The following is a 16062-nucleotide window of genomic DNA, read 5'->3' as shown; positions in this document are numbered from 1 at the left end:
CCGTCGGTGCGACGCATGGCGGTCGTGGCGGCTTCGCATGACGTGCAATACGCTATTCTGTCGTCCTCACCCGCCAGCCCGATCCGATGAAGCGTCCGTCGTTTTCCACCCAACTCGTCATGCTCTGGGCACTCGTCGCGGCGCTGTGCGCGACGCTGGTCGCGGTCGTCTGGGTCACGGCGAATTCCGCCGAGAGTCAGCAGGTGGCCAGCGCGAAGGCCGCCGGCGCGTCGGCCTGCGAAGCGGTCGCGTCGCGTTACGGCGCGTCTTCCACGTCGGCGGGCGCCGGGCCCGCTCCGGATCTGATGCACGCGATCCTCGACATCGTGCTCTCGCGTGCGCCGGACATGGAGGGCGGGTTCTGGATGCCCGGCGTCGCACCCGACGCGAGCGGCTTTCTCGCGTATTCCTTTCCCACTTATCAGGGCAGCAGCGTCAAACGCGACGTTCCGGAAGCCGAAACGCCGCTGATCCTCCGCACGCTGCATGCCGCGGCCGCGACGCATGGCGCGACGACGAACGTCGTCGAAGGCGCGCAGGATGCCGTGATCGCGGCGGCCTGTCCGGTACGCGGCGGCGCGGGGCTGTATGTCTGGATGCTGACGCGTGCGCGCCCGCCGCTGGGCCGGCACGGGGAATTGCTGGCCACGGGGCTCGCGGCCGTGCTCGCGGTGATTCTGGCGATCGCGGCGGCGCTGGCCGTGGCGCTGCGCCGCTGGAAGCGCAATCTCGCGCGGATCGAGAGCGGGCTGGGGCCCGACGGTCGCGAACATCACCTGCCGTACGTCGGCGAACCCGATCTCGACCGCGTCATCGATGCGTTCAACGAGCGGGCACGCCGCGCCGACCGGCTGCAACAGCAGGCCGACGAACTCCGTACGCGCCTCGCGCAGGCCGAACGCTTCGGCATGCTGGGGAAGCTTGCCGCGCAGGTCGCGCACGAGATTCGCAATCCGATGGGCGCGATGCGGCTGAAGGCGGAAAACGCGCTGGCCGGCGACGGCCGGCGGCAGCAGGACGCATTGCGCGTGATCCTCGCGCAGATCGAGCGCATCGATGCGCAATTGTCGAGCCTGCTCGCGCTGACGCAGCCGGTGCGCCCCCATGCGACACCCGTCGACGTCGACGCGTGGCTCGCGCAGGTCGTCGACGCGCACCGCGAGCTGGCGCAGCGGCAAGCGATCGACCTGACGGTGTCGCTCGCGGGGCAGGGCGAATGGCTCGCGTGGCCGTCGGATCGTCCGGCCTTCGATCCCGACCAGATGCGCCGGGCGCTCGACAACCTGCTGCTCAACGCGCTGCACCATGCGGGCGACGGCGGCGCGGTCACGCTCACCGCCGAGCGGCGCGCGGTCGCCGGGCGCGACTGGCTGTGCATCACCGTGTCGGACAGCGGCCCCGGGGTGCCGGCCGCGCAGCGCGAGCGGATCTTCGAGCCGTTCGTGACGGGTCGCGCGGACGGCACGGGCCTCGGCCTTGCCGTCGTCCGCGAAGTGGCGGCGGCGCACGGCGGACACGCGCGCCTCGACGGGGGCGCCGCATTCGTGATTGAAATTCCATGGCAAACATCCTCATAGTCGACGACGACGCGGCCTTTCGCGATGGCCTCGCCGAAACGCTGGCCGATCTCGGTCATCGGGCCGTCGAGGCCGCATCCGGTCGGGCCGCGCTCAGCGCGCTGCGCGACGGCGGCGGCATCGAATGCGTCTTTCTGGATTTCCGCCTGCCGGATCTGGACGGGCTGGCCGTGCTCGCGCAACTGCGTGACGATCCCGCGCTGGCCGCGATTCCGGTCGTCATGCTGACGGCCCACGCGACCAGCGACAACACGATCGAAGCGATGCGGCTCGGCGCATTCGATCACCTGACGAAGCCGATCGGGCGTCGGGACATCGCGCAACTGCTCGAACGCATCGTGTCGGCGAATCAGCCGCCCGCGCCGGCGCCCTCCGACAGCGGTTTCGCGGGCGAACCTTCCGCGGACCGACCGCGATTGCTGGGCGTGAGCGCCGCGATGCGCGACGTGCAAAAGCAGATCGGCCGGGCCGCGATGAGCGACGCAACCGTGCTCCTGACCGGCGAGACGGGCACGGGCAAGGAGGTGGCGGCGCGCGTGCTGCATGCCGCATCGGCTCGCCATGCGGGGCCGTTCGTCGCCGTCAACTGCGCGGCCATTCCGGCCGATCTGCTCGAAAGCGAATTGTTCGGGCATCGTCGCGGTGCGTTTACCGGGGCGCATGCCGATCGCGCGGGGCGCCTCGTCGAGGCCGACGGCGGCACGCTCTTTCTCGACGAGATCGGCGACATGCCCGCCGCGATGCAGGCCAAGCTGCTGCGCGCGCTGCAGGAGCGCCAGGTGACGCCGCTCGGCGCGGACCGCGCGACGGCGATCGACATTCGCGTCGTGGCCGCGACGCACCGCGATCTCGCCGCGGCCGTCGCGGACGGCACGTTCCGCGAAGATCTCTTCTATCGGCTGAACGTCATTCCGCTGCACCTGCCGCCGCTCGCGGAGCGTGTGGCCGACATCCTGCCGCTGGCCGCGCATTTCCTGGGCAGCGCGGCAGGCATGCGCGCGCTGCATCTGACGAACGACGCTCAGCGCGCGCTGCTCGATCACCGCTGGCCGGGCAACGTCCGCGAACTGCGCAACGTGATGGAGCGGGCGGCCGCGCTCGCCCCCGGGCCGGCCGTCAGCGCGGCCGATCTCGGCCTAGGCGCCGTGCCGGCGCGCCAGTCGGGCGCCGATGCGGTGCCGGCGCACCTGCTCGACATGCCGCTGCCCGATGCGCTCGCGACGGTCGAGCGCGCGGCGATCCTGCACGCGCTCGAGCGCGCGAACGGCAATCGCGCGGAAGCCGCGAGGCAGCTCGGGATCGGCCGCCAGTCGCTCTATGCGCGGATGGCGAATCTCGGGATCGAGCGGGACGACTAGCCACGCCGCATCAACTGTCGGGATCGACGACATCCGGTGAATCGATGTGTCGGGAAATCCGACAGGTTTGGCGCGCGTCGTCGTTCGGCGCACGGCCACGCGGTGCGCCGCAGGTTGGCACGGGTATTGCGGATATCGATGCATCGCAACCCGTCGCCGGAGCCCGCCATGAACTCGTGCCTGCCTGTCATCCGATCGCGGCCGCGGTGCCGCGCCGCCGTTCACTGGTCGTATCGCACGCTCTGCGCTGCCGCACTCGTTGCCGTCGCAACGGTCAGCGTGGCGCAGGTGCCGCCCCCACCGCGCGCGGAAGACCCGGCCGGCGCCATGCCGCCGCCGCCTCCTCGGCCCCGTGCGCTTGTGCCTGCCATGCCCGGAAACGACACCGCCTCCGACGCGCTGGTGTCCGGCACGCTGTCGCGCCTGACGATCAATCCGGAAGGGGCGGTCGACGGCTTCGTGCTGACCGACGGCACGCTCGTCCGTCTGCCGCCGCATCTCGGTGCGCAACTGACCGCGCTCGTGAAAACGGGCGACCGCGTGACGGTAGCCGGCGAACGACGCGTCGACGATGAAATCCGCGCACGCGTGGTCCGCAACGACGGCACCGGCGCGTCGCTGTCAGATCAGCCGCCCGCGCCCGTCGCGCCCGTGCCGCCCACGCTGCGCGGGGTCAACCTTGCCCGCCTGAGCGTGTCCGGCGTCGTGCGCCGCGTGACGCGCGCGCCGCGCGGCGAGCCGGACGGCGTGATGCTCGACAGCGGAGCGATCGTCAAGCTGACCGTGCCGGCCGCCCAGCAATTCGGTGCGCTGCTCGCGCCCGGCGAGCGCGTGGCCGCGGTCGGCTACGGCACGCGCAACGCATACGGCGAAGCGCTGCAGGCGACGGCGTTCGGCGCGCCGGGCCATGTCGTGAATCTCTATGACGATGTCGCGCGCTGATCGCGCGACGCTGTTCCCCCCATCCATCGAAAGGAGTCCTGCCATGCATTGGATCGATCCCGCCTGCCTGCCCGAAACGCGCGGCCGCGTCACGCAGTTCCTGCTCAATCCGCACGGAGAAATCGACGGCCTGATCCTGAACGGCGACCTGCAGGTTCACGTGCCGCCGCATCTGGGCCGCGAACTCGCGCGCCGTGTCGCGGTCGGTGACCGCATCCGCGTGCGGGGCGTCAAGCCGCGTCGCGCGGCGATGATCGCGGCCGTGCAACTGACCGGGCGCGACGGCGTCGGCATCGTCGACGACGGGCCCGCCCACGCTGCGCCGCCGAAGCCGACGCACGCCGCTCGACAGCCGATGGAATCGAACGGCGAAGTCGCGTTCGGGCTGCATGGGCCGAAAGGCGAATTGAACGGCGCGTTGCTGACGAGCGGCGTCGCGCTGCGGGTGCCGCCGCATGCAGCTGAAGCGCTGCACGATTATCTGCGTCCCGGTGTTCATGTGCAGGCGTGGGGGCAGGGCGTCGTTACGCCGCACGGCACGACGCTCGACGTGAGCGAGATCGCCGAGCTCGTCGATGCGGATGCCGAATGATCGTGCGACGATGAGACGACCATGAGGGCGGCACGCGCGCTCGAAGCGCTCAACTTCTTCCTGGCCGACGTGCAGGCCGGCATCGGCCCGTTCATCGGCGTCATCCTGCTGTCGCGCGGCTGGGGCGCCGATGCGATCGGCTCGGTCATGACGCTGGCCGGCCTCGCCGCGATGGCCGCGACGCCGTTGGCCGGCGCGCTCGTCGACGCGGTGCGCGCGAAGCGGGCGCTGATCGTCGTCGCGGCCGCCGCGACGGCACTGGCGTCGCTCGCGCTGATGTTCGTCCACGGCTATCCGGCGGTGGCGGCGTCGCAAATCCTGGCCGCGGTCAGCGGCGCGGCGCTCGCGCCGGCCGTCGCGGGCGTGACGCTCGGCATCGTGCGGCGGCAGGGGTTCGACCGGCAGTTCGGGCGCAACCAGATGGCGAACCACGCCGGCAACGTCGTCGGGGCGGCGCTCGCGGGGTGGCTCGGCTGGCATGCCGGATTCGATGCCGTGTTCGCGCTCGTCGGCGTGTTTACGGTCCTCGCCATCGTGAGCACGCTGGCGATTCCCGGGCAGGCGATCGATCATGCGTCCGCCCGTGGTCTCGATCCTGCCGGCGTCACACCGGGCACGGATGCCGCGCATCCCGATGCGTCCGGCGCGGCGCCGACGTCGCGCGTCAGCGGTCTGCGCACGCTCGCCGAAAACCGGCCGCTGGTGCTGCTCGGTGCGTCGCTCGCGCTGTTTCATCTCGGCAACGCCGCGATGCTGCCGCTCTACGGGATGGGCGTCGTCGTCACGCATCGCAGCAATCCGAGCGCGTTCACCGCACAGACCATCGTCATCGCGCAGTTCGTGATGGTCGCGGCGGCGTGGCTCGCGCCCCGGCTGATTCGCTCGCACGGTTACTGGCGGGTGCTGCTGTTCTCGTACCTCGTGCTGCCGGTGCGCGGGGTGGTCGCCGCGGCGTGGATGAGCGAAGCGGGCGTGTGGCCGGTGCAGGTGCTCGACGGCATCGGCGCCGGCCTGCAAAGCGTGGTCGTGCCCGCGCTCGTGGTTCGGCTGCTGCATGGCTCTGGCCGCGTGAATGCCGGGCAGGGCGCCGTCGCGACCGCGCAGGGTATCGGCGCGGCGCTCAGCCCCGTGCTGGGCGGCGTGCTCGCGCAGCACTTCGGTTATCCGGCCGCGTTCGTCGTACTGGGCGCCGTGTCGACGGGCTCGCTCGCGCTGTGGCTCGGTCACGCGCGCTCGCTGAGCAGCGTATGCGGCAAGCCGGCCGACTTGTCGGCGACATCATTGTGAAAGCGATGTCGATTCCCATGCCTCCATCCACTTGCCCATGAATCCTGTTTCGCTTGCCTGGCTGATTTCCGCGCTCGCCACCGCGGGCGTCATCACGCGCCCGTTCGGCTGGCCCGAAGCCATCTGGGCCGTGAGCGGCGCGCTGCTGCTGGTCGTGTTGAACCTGTTGCCCGTCGCGCAGGCGCTGGACGCCGTCGCGAAAGGCGGCGACGTGTACCTCTTTCTGACGGGCATGATGCTGCTGTCCGAGGCGGCTCGTCGCGAGGGGCTGTTCGACTGGGTCGCGACGCACGTCGTCAATCTCGCGCAGGGCTCGCCGCGGCGGTTGTTCGCGCTGATCTACGGCGTCGGCGTCGTCACCACGGTGTTCCTGTCGAACGATGCGACCGCCGTCGTGCTGACACCCGCGATCCTGGCCGCCGCTCGCCGCGCGAAGGCCGATCCGATGCCGCTGCTGTACAGCTGCGCGCTCGTCGCCAATGCCGCGAGTTTCGTGCTGCCGATTTCGAATCCGGCGAATCTGGTGCTGTACGGCGCGCACATGCCGGCGCTCGGCGCATGGCTCGCGCACTTCGCGGCGCCGTCCGTCGCGTCGATCGCGTGCACGTTCGTCATGCTGAGGATCGTGCAGCGACGTGCGCTTGCCGGCCGTTGCGAGTCGGGGCTGCCGGTGCAGGCGCTGACGAGCGGCGGACGCATCGCGCTGGCCGGCATTGCCGCAACGGCCGTCGCGCTGATGACGGTGTCGGTGTTCGACCGCCCGCTCGGGTTGCCGACCGCGCTGGCGGGGGGCGTCACGGTCGCGTGCGTGGTGATGCGGGATCGCGCGGCCTGCGTGCCGATCGTTCGCGCGATTTCATGGAGCGTGCCGCCGCTCGTCGCAGGATTGTTCGTCGTCGTCGAGACGCTCGACCGGACCGGCGCGGTGCGCGTGCTGGCCGGGCTGCTGCATACGCTGATGCAAAGCGGCGAGCACGTCGCCGCGGCCGTGGCCGGCGTCGCGGTCGCGCTGGTGTCGAACGGGGTCAACAATCTGCCTGCCGGGCTGATCGCGAGCTCGACGATCCAGGCCGCGCACAGCCCGCAAACGGTGGTCGACGCGATTCTGATCGGCGTCGATCTCGGCCCGAACCTGTCCGTCACCGGTTCGCTCGCGACGATTCTATGGCTCGCGGCGATCCGGCGCGAAGGGCTGCAGGTCGGTTTCCGCGCATTCCTTGCGGTCGGGGCGTGCGTGATGCCGCCGGCGCTGTTGTTCGCGCTGGGCGCGCGGTTCGTGGTCGGCGGCTGACGGGCGATGCCGGTCAGCCGCCGCGGCTGCCCTAGAACGAGTAGGCGAGCGACGCGAACAGGCTGCGCGGCGCGCCCGGCGTGACCCACAGGCTGTTGTACGAGCTGACGTAGGTGGTGCGGTTGAACAGGTTGTTCAGCACGACCGACGCACGCAGGTGCTTGTTGACCTGCACGTAACCGTTGAGCTGCACGGTCGCGTAGGCCGGCAGCTCGAAGCCGTCCTGCGTGTTGGCCGTGTTGCCGGCGCGGCGCCCGACGTAGATCACGCCGGCACCCGCGCCGGCCTTGTCCGCGAACGGCAGGGTCGTCTCGTACATCAGCAGCGCGCTGCCGCTCAGCCGCGGTACGTCGACGAGGCGCGAACCGGGCGCCAGCACCGAATCGCGCGTGACCTCGGCGTCGACGTACGCGAGGTTCGCGATGCCGCGCAGGCCGTGACCGAGGTCGCCGCTCCATTCGAACTCGATGCCGCGGCTACGCACTTCGCCGGCCGCGCGCGAGAAGCCGGCATTCGCCGGATCGGCGGTGAGTACGTTGCGCTTGGTCACGTAGAACGCTGAGACGGTCGTGAGCCAGCGCGCGCCGGCCCATTTCGCGCCAGCTTCGTAGCCGTGGCCCTTTTCGGGATCGAACGCGCGGCCGTTGATGTCGGCACCGTTGTTCGGCCGGAACGAATACGCGGTGTTCGCATAGAACGACCACGCGGGGCTCATTTCATACACGACGCCGATACGCGGGCTCAGCGCGGTCTGCAACTGGCTCGTCGTCACACCCTTCAGGCGGTTGTCGATCGACTGGTGGAAGCGATCCCAGCGCAGCCCGGCCAGGATTTTCCAGTGCGGCCCGAACGCGAGCGTGTCCTGCGCGTAGACGCCTTGTCCGTCGTCGCGTTCGAGCAGGTTGGTCGCGGTGCGCGGCGTCGGTGCGGGCTGGCCGTAGACCGGATCGAAGATGTCGATCGCATACGGCGCGGCGGCGCTCGGCGTGGAGCGCGTGACGAACTGGTCGTAGTTGAAGCGATACGCGTCGACGCCCATCACGAGCGTATGGCCGATGCTGCCCGTGCGGAACGCGCCGGTGGTTTCGACGCGGCCTTGCAGGTCGTTCGAGTGAAACGCGACCTGCCGGTAGCGGCGCCACAGCGTGCGGCCGTCCGGCTGCAATGCGAAGGCCTCGGACGAGCGCCCCGTCAGGTCGGTGTTGCGTTGCGCGACGCCGGCATTGATCGACCAGCTTGAATCGATGCGATGCTCGAGCGTGAACTGGTGGCCCGTGTTGCGCACGTCGTAGTCGCCGTCGCGCGGCTCACCGAGAAAGCGCGACGCGGGGATCACGCCGAGCTGCCCGTTGACCGCCAGCACGCCGCGATCGAGCGGCGCGCGCTGACGCGCGCTCTCGAATTCGTAGTGGAGCGTCGTGTCCGCGCCGATGTCCCACGTGAACGACGGCGAGAACAGGTAGCGTTTGCTCGACACCGTATCGCGGAAGCTGCCGTTGTTCTCGTTCATCGCGACGAAGCGGTACGCGAGCGATTTCGTGATGGGGCCCGTCGAATCGAGTGTCTGGCGCAACGCGCCGTAGCTGCCGGCCGACACGCCGATGGTGTTCGCGCGGGCGAACTGCGGCTGCTTCGTCGTATAGCTGATGATCCCGCCCGGATCGCCGCGGCCGTACAGCGCGGACGCCGGCCCCTTGAGCACTTCCATGCGCTCGAGGTTGACGGTGTCGCGCGGCACGCTCATCCCGCGATTCCACGAGAAACCGTTGACCAGGTAGTCGGTGCCCGACGTGTTGCCGTCGCCGGCGAAGCCGCGCACCGCGTAGTTGTCCCACAGGCCGCCGAAGTTGTTCTGGCGCGAGACGCCCGCGACCCAGTCGTAAAGATCGTCGCCGCGCGTGGCGGCCACGGTCTGAATCAGCTTCGTGTCGACGCTGCTGACCGCGAACGGAATCTCCATCACGTCCGCCTCGCTGCGCGTCGCACTCGTCGATTCGCGCGTGCGAAACGGCGCCGCCGCGCGTTGCGCGGAGACCTCGATGGTGGGCAGCGCCGTTTCCTGCGCGTCGGCTGCGCCCACGCCGGTCGTGCCGACGACGATGGCCATCGGTGCGGCCGCCCAGTTCCTCCTGCTCATACCTCTCCCTTTCGTGTCGTTCGCGTTCGGGCACGGCGGGCGGCCTTGCGCCGACATCTGTGTTCCAAACAGTACATTTGCGCGGCAATTTAATGCAAATGAGAGGCATTTGCAATCGTAATTTTGAGATGGGTGATGGACAGGACTCCGGACGGCGCGGCGGCAGTCGCGGAATGCGCGGAATGCGCGGAATTGTGGCTTTAGCGGCGTCCGGGAGGGGGCTGTTCGTCGTTTAGGGGAACGCGCCGATCGGCAATGCCCGGTTCATTGCGGCCTGTATTGCTCGATTCGGCAAGGCGACGTCAAGCGACGTAACGCCGACGCGCGTGTCGTGTGGGCCGCGCGTTTTCGAAGCACGCATCAGCGGGTTGCATGAAGATCGACGCCGTTCGTCCCGTGATGCCGTCCGTCGTCGTGCGACGACGAGCGTGCCGGCGCCGGTACGCGGTCAATCCGGATCGGCTTTCAACCCACCCTCGATCCAGCGCGCTTCGGACGCACGAAGATGCGCGCGAATCGCCGTCTGGGCCGCGATCGGGTCGCCGGCCTGCAGCGCGAGCAGCACGTCCTCGTGCTCGCGCACGGCGGCGGTCCAGGTCTGCGGATTTTCCGCGTGACCGCGCATGGCGGCGGCGATCGGGTCGTGGCGGCTGTCGAACAGCTCGCCGACGAAGCGGGTCAGCACCGAATTGCCGGCGGCTTCCGCGATCAGCATGTGGAACTGCCGGTCGGCTTCGACCGGCGATTTCCCAGCCTCCGCGAGCCGCTTCATCCGCTGCACGGTGCGGCGCAGGCGCTCGAGCATCGCGGCCGTCATCCGCGCGGCGGCCAGCGCGGCGACGCTGCCTTCGACGGCCGCGCGGGCCTGCATCAATTCCGACGGACTGTCGCCGAGCGTGGCCATCGGGCCGACGTCGTCGGCCGCCGTGTCGCGCACATAGACACCGGAGCCCATCCGGATTTCGATCTGGCCGCCGATTTCCAGCGCGATCAGCGCCTCGCGCAGCGACGGGCGCGATACGCCGAGCGTCAGCGCCAGCTCGCGCTCCGGCGGCAACCGCTCGCCGATCGCGAATTCGCCCTGACGAATCAGCGCGACGATCTGGGCCGCGACCGATTGGTAAAGCCGCTTGGGTTCTGTCGATTTCATTCGATGGATCGGGATCAAGGCGCTTTGGGCGCAAGCGCGTGTCGCGGAGTCTATCACGCTGCTGCATCGCCCCGTGCGGCGGCGCGTTCATCCGGATGTCCGGGTTTTCACCATTGGTAAGATCAGATGTGAATAGTTAAATTGGCTTGACCAAAATGAGTTTGATTGCTGTAATTCATCCAAATTGGACTGACCAGGTGGTGTCGAGGTCGATCCACCCCAAGGAGACGCAATGGCAATGCCTCGCAATCTGCCCGGTCAGGCTGTGCACGACGAAGCCGACCGGGAGATCCTGCGCCTGGACGGGATTCGCAAGCGCTTCCCGGGCGTCCTCGCGCTCGACGGGATTCGCCTCGACCTGCGCCGCGGGGAGGTGCATGCGGTGTGCGGCGAAAACGGCGCGGGCAAATCCACGCTGATGAAGATCATCAGCGGCCAATACCTGCCCGACGAGGGTGTCGTTCACTATCGCGGCGCGCCGGTGCGGTTTCGTTCGGCCTCCGAAGCGCAGGCGGCCGGCATCTCGATCATCCACCAGGAACTCAATCTCGTCCCGCACCTGAGCGTGGCGGAGAACCTGTTCCTCGCGCGCGAGCCGCGGCGCGGGCCGTTCGTCGATACGAAACGCATGAATGCGGACGCGGCGCGCTGCATCGCGCGCATCGGCCTGAACGTCGCGCCGACGACGAAGGTCGGCGTGCTGTCCATCGCGCAGCAGCAGATGGTCGAGATCGCGAAGGCGCTGTCGCACGATGCGCGCGTGCTGATCATGGACGAACCCACGTCGTCGCTGACGGAAGCGGAAACGGTGCAGTTGTTTCGCATCATCGAGGAGCTGCGCGCCGACGGCGTGGCGATTCTGTATATCTCGCACCGGCTCGACGAAATGGCGCAGATCGTCGATCGCGTGACGGTGCTGCGCGACGGGCGTCACATCTCGACGGACGATTTCGCCGACGTGAGCATCGACGACATCGTCGCGCGCATGGTGGGGCGGACGCTCGACGACGCCTATCCGTCGCGGCAATCGGTGCCGACCGACGACGTGCTGCTCGACGTGCGGGACCTGCGTCGCGAGGGTGTGTTCGGGCCGGTGTCGTTCGCGCTGCGCCGTGGCGAGATCCTCGGTTTCGCGGGATTGATGGGCGCCGGGCGCACCGAGATCGCGCGCGCGATTTTCGGCGCCGACCGCCCCGACGGCGGCACGATCGCGCTGCACGGCCGGGCCGTGACGATCCGGTCGCCACGCGAGGCGATCCGGCACGGCATCGCGTATCTGTCGGAGGACCGCAAGAAGGAAGGGCTCGCGCTGCCGATGCCGGTCGCGGCGAATCTCACGCTCGCGAACGTGCGCGGCATCGCATCGCGCTTCGGATTCCTGCGTTTCGACGACGAGATCGACGTGGCGCGCCGCTACGTGCAGGACCTGGCGATTCGCACGCCGTCCGTGCACCAGCGCGTGCGCAACCTGTCCGGCGGCAACCAGCAGAAGGTCGTCATCGGCAAATGGCTGTATCGCGGCTCGAAGATCCTGTTCTTCGACGAGCCGACGCGCGGAATCGACGTCGGCGCCAAATTCGCGATCTACGGGCTGATGGACCGGCTCGCCGCCGACGGCGTCGGCGTGGTGCTGATCAGTTCGGAACTGCCCGAACTGCTCGGCATGACCGACCGGATCGCCGTTTTTCATGAAGGTCGAATGACCGCCATTCTCGATACGAAACACACCAGTCAGGAGGAGATCATGCACTACGCGTCGGGGCGTTCCCATGCTTGAAATGACATCCGAGCGAAGCCAGGCCGACGAACGGGCGGCGCGACAGCGGCGGCGCGACCTGATCCAGAAGTTCGCGGCGCTGGGCAGTCTCGTCGTGCTCGTGTTCGCGTTCTCGATATCGAGCGCGGCGTTCTTCTCGGTCGACAACCTGATGACCGTCGGCCTGCAGGTCACGTCCATCGCCTATCTGGGCGTGGCCGCCACCTGCGTGATCATCACCGGCGGCATCGACCTGTCGGTCGGCTCGGTGCTCGCGCTGGCCGGCGTCTGCGCCGCGCTGCTGGTCAAGGCCGGCGTGCCGGTGCCCGCCGCGATGGCGGCCGGCATCCTGGTCGGCGCGCTGTGCGGGCTCGTCAACGGCATCTGCGTGACGCAGATGGGCCTGCCGCCGTTCATCGCGACGCTCGGCATGATGCTCGTCGCGCGCGGCATCGCGCTCCAGATCACCGGTGCCCGGCCGGTATCGGATCTCGGCGACGCGTTCGGCGCGCTTGGCAACGGCGCGCTGCTGCGGATCTCGCGGATCGGCGCGGACGGGTTCCCCGACACGACCTTTCCCGGCATTCCGTATCCGGTCGTGATCATGGTCGTGCTGTTCGTCGTGGTGTCGGTCCTGCTGTCGAGAACGTCGCTCGGCCGTCACATCTATGCGGTCGGCTCGAACGCGGAAGCGGCCCGGCTGTCGGGCGTGAACGTGCAGGGCGTGAAGCTGTTCACCTACGTGCTGTCCGGCGCGCTCGCGGGCGTGACCGGCTGCGTGCTGATGTCGCGGCTCGTCACCGGGCAACCGAACGAAGGGGTGATGTACGAGCTCGACGCGATCGCCAGCTCGGTCATCGGCGGCACGTCGCTGATGGGCGGCGTCGGCACGATTTCCGGCACGGCGATCGGCGCGTTCGTGATCGGCGTGCTGCGCAACGGCCTGAACATGAACGGCGTGTCGAGCTTCATCCAGCAGATCATCATCGGCGTCGTGATCCTCGGCACGGTGTGGATCGACCAGTTGCGCAATCGCCGGCCCTGACCGGCAGCAAGCAGTCCCTACCAACGAGAAGCGGAGCGAGACATGAACAAATCCATCCTGCTGGCGGCATCGGCGTGCGTGTTCGCGGTGTGCAGCAGCGGCGCGTATGCGGCGGGCGGCGAGATCGCGGTGATCGTCAAGACGGTCAATTCGAACTACTGGCAGAACGTGCAGAAAGGCGCGAAGGCGGCGCTCGACGGCGCCAAGGGCTACACGATGACGTTCCAGGGGCCGGCGGCCGAGTCGGACATCAGCGGGCAGGTCAACATGGTCGACAACGCGGTCACGCGTCATGTGGCGGGCATCGTGCTCGCGCCGTCCGATCCCGATGCGCTCGTGCCCGCGATCAAGAAGGCGTGGGAAGCGCACATTCCCGTCGTGCTGATCGACTCGGCGATCGCCGACGCCGGCAAACCGTACTACCAGGCGTTCCTGTCGACCGACAACGAGAAGGCGGGCGCGCTGTGCGCGAAGGCGCTGATCGACCGCGTCGGGCAGTCCGGCAAGATCGCGATCATGTCGTACGTGCCGGGCGCGGGGTCCGAGGTCAGCCGCGTCGGCGGGTTCCGCAAGTACATCGAAAGCCACTCGAAGCTGCAGGTCGTCGGCCCGTACTACTCGCAATCGCAAATGGCGACCGCGCTGAACCAGACGACCGACGTGCTGTCGGCGAACCCGGACCTGAAGGGCATCTTCGGCGCGAACGAGCCGACCGCGGTCGGCATGGGCCGGGCGCTGAAGCAGTCGGGCAAGGCGGGCAAGGTGGTGGCGATCGGGTTCGACGGCAACGAGGACCTGCAGGGCTTCGTGCGCGACGGCACCGTGCAGGCGATCGCCGTGCAGGGCTCGTGGCAGATGGGGAACCAGGGCGTGCGCACGGCGCTCGACGTCATCGAGCGCAAGCCCGCGCCGAAGCTGATCGATACCGGCGTCGTGATGGTCGACAAGCAGAACCTCGATTCGCAGGCGGCGAAGAACGTCCTGTACTGATCGCCGTGTCTCCTTCCCGTAACCGGTCACGCCTCATGAACGCAAACGATACGCGCACCTTGCCGCGCAGCGGGCTGACGGTGTCCGCACTCGGCCTCGGCTGCTCGCAGCTCGGCGGCCTTTATCGGCCGATGTCGGCCGCCGATGCCGCAGCCCTCGTCGATGCCGCGTGGGCGGCCGGCCTGCGCTATTTCGACACCGCGCCGTATTACGGCTACACGCTGTCCGAGCGGCGCGTGGGGGCGGGGCTCGCCCCGCGCGAGCGCGGCGCCTTCACGCTCAGCACGAAGGTCGGGCGGCTGATGCGCGCCGACGCGAGCGTGCGGCCGGGCGATGACGGCTGGGCCGAGCCGCTGCCGTTCCGGCCGGTCTACGACTACAGCTACGACGGCATCATGCGCTCGTACGACGACAGCCGGCAACGGCTCGGGCTCGCGCGGATCGACATGCTGTACGTGCACGACATCGGCGCGATGACGCATGGCGATCGTCACGCGCACTACTGGGCGCAGTTGACCCGCGGCGGCGGGTTTCGCGCGCTGGATGCGCTGCGCTCGGGCGGCGAGATCGGCGGGTTCGGTCTCGGCGTGAACGAATGGGAAGTCGCGGCCGACGCGTTGAACGAAGCGGTGCTCGACGCCGTGCTGCTGGCCGGCCGCTACACGCTGCTCGAACAGACGGCGCTCGAACCGCTGCTCGACGCGTGCGCCCGGCAAGGGACGGCGATCGTGATCGGCGGCGTGTTCAATTCAGGCCTGCTCGCCGGCAACGGCAAGTTCAACTATGCGGATGCGAGCGCCGACGTGATCGACAAGGCGGCTCGGCTCGGCGCGCTGTGCAAGCGCTTCGACGTGCCGCTTCCCGCCGCCGCGTTGCAGTTCCCGTTCGGCCATCCGGCCGTCGTGTCGTGCGTGATCGGCGCGCGCAGCGTGGCCCAGTTGAAGCAGAACATCGACTGGTTCGAGCGCCTCGCGCCGGCCGAACTGTGGGATGCGTTGCGCGACGAAGGGTTGATCGCGGCGCACGCGCCGGTTCCGGGAGCCTGCGCATGACCACGCGGATCGACGCCCATCAGCACTACTGGCGAATCGGCGCGCGGGCCGGCTGCTGGCCGCCGGCCGAACTCGATGCGATTCACCGGGATTTCGGCCCCGCCGATCTGGCGCCGCTGCTCGACGCCGCGCGCATCGATACCACCGTCCTCGTGCAATCGCTGCCGAGCGAAGCCGACACGCGCTTTCTGCTCGATCTCGCGGTTGACACGCCGACCGTCGGCGCCGTGGTCGGCTGGGTCGACCTGAAGGCCGACGACGCACCGGCGCGGATCGCAGCATTCGCGGCCGCACCGAAAGCGCGCGGCTTGCGACCGATGCTGCAGGATCTGCCCGACGACGCATGGATCGACGATCCGCGCCTGGATCGCGCGGTCGCCGCGATGCTCGAGCACGGGCTGGGTTTCGATGCACTCGTGATGCCGCGCCATCTCGATGCGCTGCACGCATTCGCGCGACGCCATCCGGAGCTGCCGATCGTGATCGACCACGGCGCGAAGCCGTTCATCGAGCGCGGCGAATTGCAGCCGTGGCTATCGGCGATGACCCGGCTCGCGCGCCTGCCGAACCTTCACTGCAAGCTGTCCGGTCTCTGGACCGAAGCGGGGCCGTCGGCCGGCCCCGATGCCGTCCGCACGCGCACGCGGCCGTATGTCCACGCGCTGGCCGAACTGTTCGGGCCGACGCGTCTGATGTGGGGCAGCGACTGGCCGGTGCTGCGGCTGGCATCGGCATGCGGCGGCTACGGCGAATGGCTGGCCGCGTGCGAGGACGATTGCGCGCAACTGCTCGGCTCCGCGGCATTGCCCGACCTCTTCGGCGGTAACGCACGGCGCTTCTACCGGATCGACACCGCACGCCACGACGAATGAACCCGAACGAAAG

General features: G+C 69.1%; 13 protein-coding genes. 11 read left to right on the top strand and 2 right to left on the bottom strand.

Features of this window, described 5'->3' with window-relative positions; all coding sequences use genetic code 11:
• The first annotated feature begins 86 nt into the window (after positions 1–86).
• The 6 genes from H3O04_RS05080 to H3O04_RS05055 all read left to right on the top strand — a co-directional run bounded on the left by H3O04_RS05080 (position 87) and on the right by H3O04_RS05055 (position 7047).
• The gene (locus tag H3O04_RS05080) at positions 87–1577 is read left to right on the top strand and encodes a sensor histidine kinase (protein ID WP_202587259.1); all 1491 of its coding nucleotides are present in this window, start codon (positions 87–89) and stop codon (positions 1575–1577) included.
• The gene (locus tag H3O04_RS05075; protein ID WP_202587258.1) at positions 1559–2935 is read left to right on the top strand and encodes a sigma-54-dependent transcriptional regulator; all 1377 of its coding nucleotides are present in this window, start codon (positions 1559–1561) and stop codon (positions 2933–2935) included. The genes H3O04_RS05080 and H3O04_RS05075 overlap by 19 nt, the downstream gene beginning before the upstream one ends.
• 369 nt (positions 2936–3304) lie before the next feature.
• Positions 3305–3877 carry a hypothetical protein gene (locus H3O04_RS05070; RefSeq protein ID WP_226134514.1) on the top strand — a complete coding sequence of 191 codons (573 nt, stop codon included), beginning with the start codon at positions 3305–3307 and terminating at the stop codon, positions 3875–3877.
• 43 nt (positions 3878–3920) lie between these two features.
• The gene (locus tag H3O04_RS05065; protein WP_202587256.1) at positions 3921–4469 is read left to right on the top strand and encodes a hypothetical protein; all 549 of its coding nucleotides are present in this window, start codon (positions 3921–3923) and stop codon (positions 4467–4469) included.
• A 21-nt stretch (positions 4470–4490) separates the two neighbouring features.
• Positions 4491–5756, top strand: a complete 1266-nt coding sequence (locus H3O04_RS05060) for an MFS transporter (RefSeq protein ID WP_202587255.1) — start codon at positions 4491–4493, stop codon at positions 5754–5756.
• 37 nt (positions 5757–5793) lie between these two features.
• Complete coding sequence (locus H3O04_RS05055) at positions 5794–7047, top strand: arsenic transporter (RefSeq protein ID WP_202587254.1); 1254 nt, start codon at positions 5794–5796, stop codon at positions 7045–7047.
• A gap of 31 nt (positions 7048–7078) precedes the next feature.
• On the opposite strand, the gene H3O04_RS05050 is transcribed toward H3O04_RS05055, so the two are convergent.
• Both H3O04_RS05050 and H3O04_RS05045 read right to left on the bottom strand, forming a co-directional pair.
• Entirely contained in the window at positions 7079–9184 is a 2106-nt protein-coding gene (locus tag H3O04_RS05050) for a TonB-dependent siderophore receptor (RefSeq protein WP_202587253.1), read from the bottom strand.
• A gap of 448 nt (positions 9185–9632) precedes the next feature.
• Positions 9633–10334, bottom strand: a complete 702-nt coding sequence (locus tag H3O04_RS05045) for a FadR/GntR family transcriptional regulator (protein ID WP_011549869.1) — start codon at positions 10332–10334, stop codon at positions 9633–9635.
• A gap of 232 nt (positions 10335–10566) precedes the next feature.
• Here H3O04_RS05045 and H3O04_RS05040 point away from each other — a divergent pair, with 232 nt between their 5' ends.
• The 5 genes from H3O04_RS05040 to H3O04_RS05020 are packed head-to-tail and all read left to right on the top strand — an operon-like array spanning position 10567 to position 16049.
• Positions 10567–12111, top strand: a complete 1545-nt coding sequence (locus H3O04_RS05040) for a sugar ABC transporter ATP-binding protein (protein ID WP_202587252.1) — start codon at positions 10567–10569, stop codon at positions 12109–12111.
• Positions 12104–13135 carry an ABC transporter permease gene (locus H3O04_RS05035; protein ID WP_124476507.1) on the top strand — a complete coding sequence of 344 codons (1032 nt, stop codon included), beginning with the start codon at positions 12104–12106 and terminating at the stop codon, positions 13133–13135. The genes H3O04_RS05040 and H3O04_RS05035 overlap by 8 nt, the downstream gene beginning before the upstream one ends.
• A gap of 42 nt (positions 13136–13177) precedes the next feature.
• Positions 13178–14125, top strand: coding sequence for an ABC transporter substrate-binding protein (locus H3O04_RS05030; protein WP_011549866.1), 948 nt, complete (start codon positions 13178–13180; stop codon positions 14123–14125).
• 35 nt (positions 14126–14160) lie between these two features.
• Positions 14161–15177 carry an aldo/keto reductase gene (locus H3O04_RS05025; protein ID WP_105798066.1) on the top strand — a complete coding sequence of 339 codons (1017 nt, stop codon included), beginning with the start codon at positions 14161–14163 and terminating at the stop codon, positions 15175–15177.
• A complete protein-coding gene (locus H3O04_RS05020; RefSeq protein ID WP_202587251.1) occupies positions 15174–16049 on the top strand; it encodes an amidohydrolase family protein in 876 nt (291 codons plus the stop codon). Before H3O04_RS05025 ends, H3O04_RS05020 begins: the two co-directional genes overlap by 4 nt.
• The last annotated feature ends 13 nt before the right edge of the window (positions 16050–16062 follow it).

The organism is Burkholderia sp. KCJ3K979, from assembly GCF_016759955.1.
Classification (GTDB): domain Bacteria; phylum Pseudomonadota; class Gammaproteobacteria; order Burkholderiales; family Burkholderiaceae; genus Burkholderia; species Burkholderia orbicola.
This window is presented reverse-complemented; position numbering and strand designations above follow the sequence as displayed.

Coding starts and splice junctions, on each gene's coding strand:
- H3O04_RS05060 (WP_202587255.1), top strand. CDS start 4,491: ATGAGGGCGGCACGCGCGCTCGAAGCGCTCAACTTCTTCCTGGCCGAC.
- H3O04_RS05030 (WP_011549866.1), top strand. CDS start 13,178: ATGAACAAATCCATCCTGCTGGCGGCATCGGCGTGCGTGTTCGCGGTG.
- H3O04_RS05040 (WP_202587252.1), top strand. CDS start 10,567: ATGGCAATGCCTCGCAATCTGCCCGGTCAGGCTGTGCACGACGAAGCC.
- H3O04_RS05025 (WP_105798066.1), top strand. CDS start 14,161: ATGAACGCAAACGATACGCGCACCTTGCCGCGCAGCGGGCTGACGGTG.
- H3O04_RS05065 (WP_202587256.1), top strand. CDS start 3,921: ATGCATTGGATCGATCCCGCCTGCCTGCCCGAAACGCGCGGCCGCGTC.
- H3O04_RS05020 (WP_202587251.1), top strand. CDS start 15,174: ATGACCACGCGGATCGACGCCCATCAGCACTACTGGCGAATCGGCGCG.
- H3O04_RS05080 (WP_202587259.1), top strand. CDS start 87: ATGAAGCGTCCGTCGTTTTCCACCCAACTCGTCATGCTCTGGGCACTC.
- H3O04_RS05075 (WP_202587258.1), top strand. CDS start 1,559: ATGGCAAACATCCTCATAGTCGACGACGACGCGGCCTTTCGCGATGGC.
- H3O04_RS05035 (WP_124476507.1), top strand. CDS start 12,104: ATGCTTGAAATGACATCCGAGCGAAGCCAGGCCGACGAACGGGCGGCG.
- H3O04_RS05045 (WP_011549869.1), bottom strand. CDS start 10,334: ATGAAATCGACAGAACCCAAGCGGCTTTACCAATCGGTCGCGGCCCAG.
- H3O04_RS05055 (WP_202587254.1), top strand. CDS start 5,794: ATGAATCCTGTTTCGCTTGCCTGGCTGATTTCCGCGCTCGCCACCGCG.
- H3O04_RS05070 (WP_226134514.1), top strand. CDS start 3,305: ATGCCCGGAAACGACACCGCCTCCGACGCGCTGGTGTCCGGCACGCTG.
- H3O04_RS05050 (WP_202587253.1), bottom strand. CDS start 9,184: ATGAGCAGGAGGAACTGGGCGGCCGCACCGATGGCCATCGTCGTCGGC.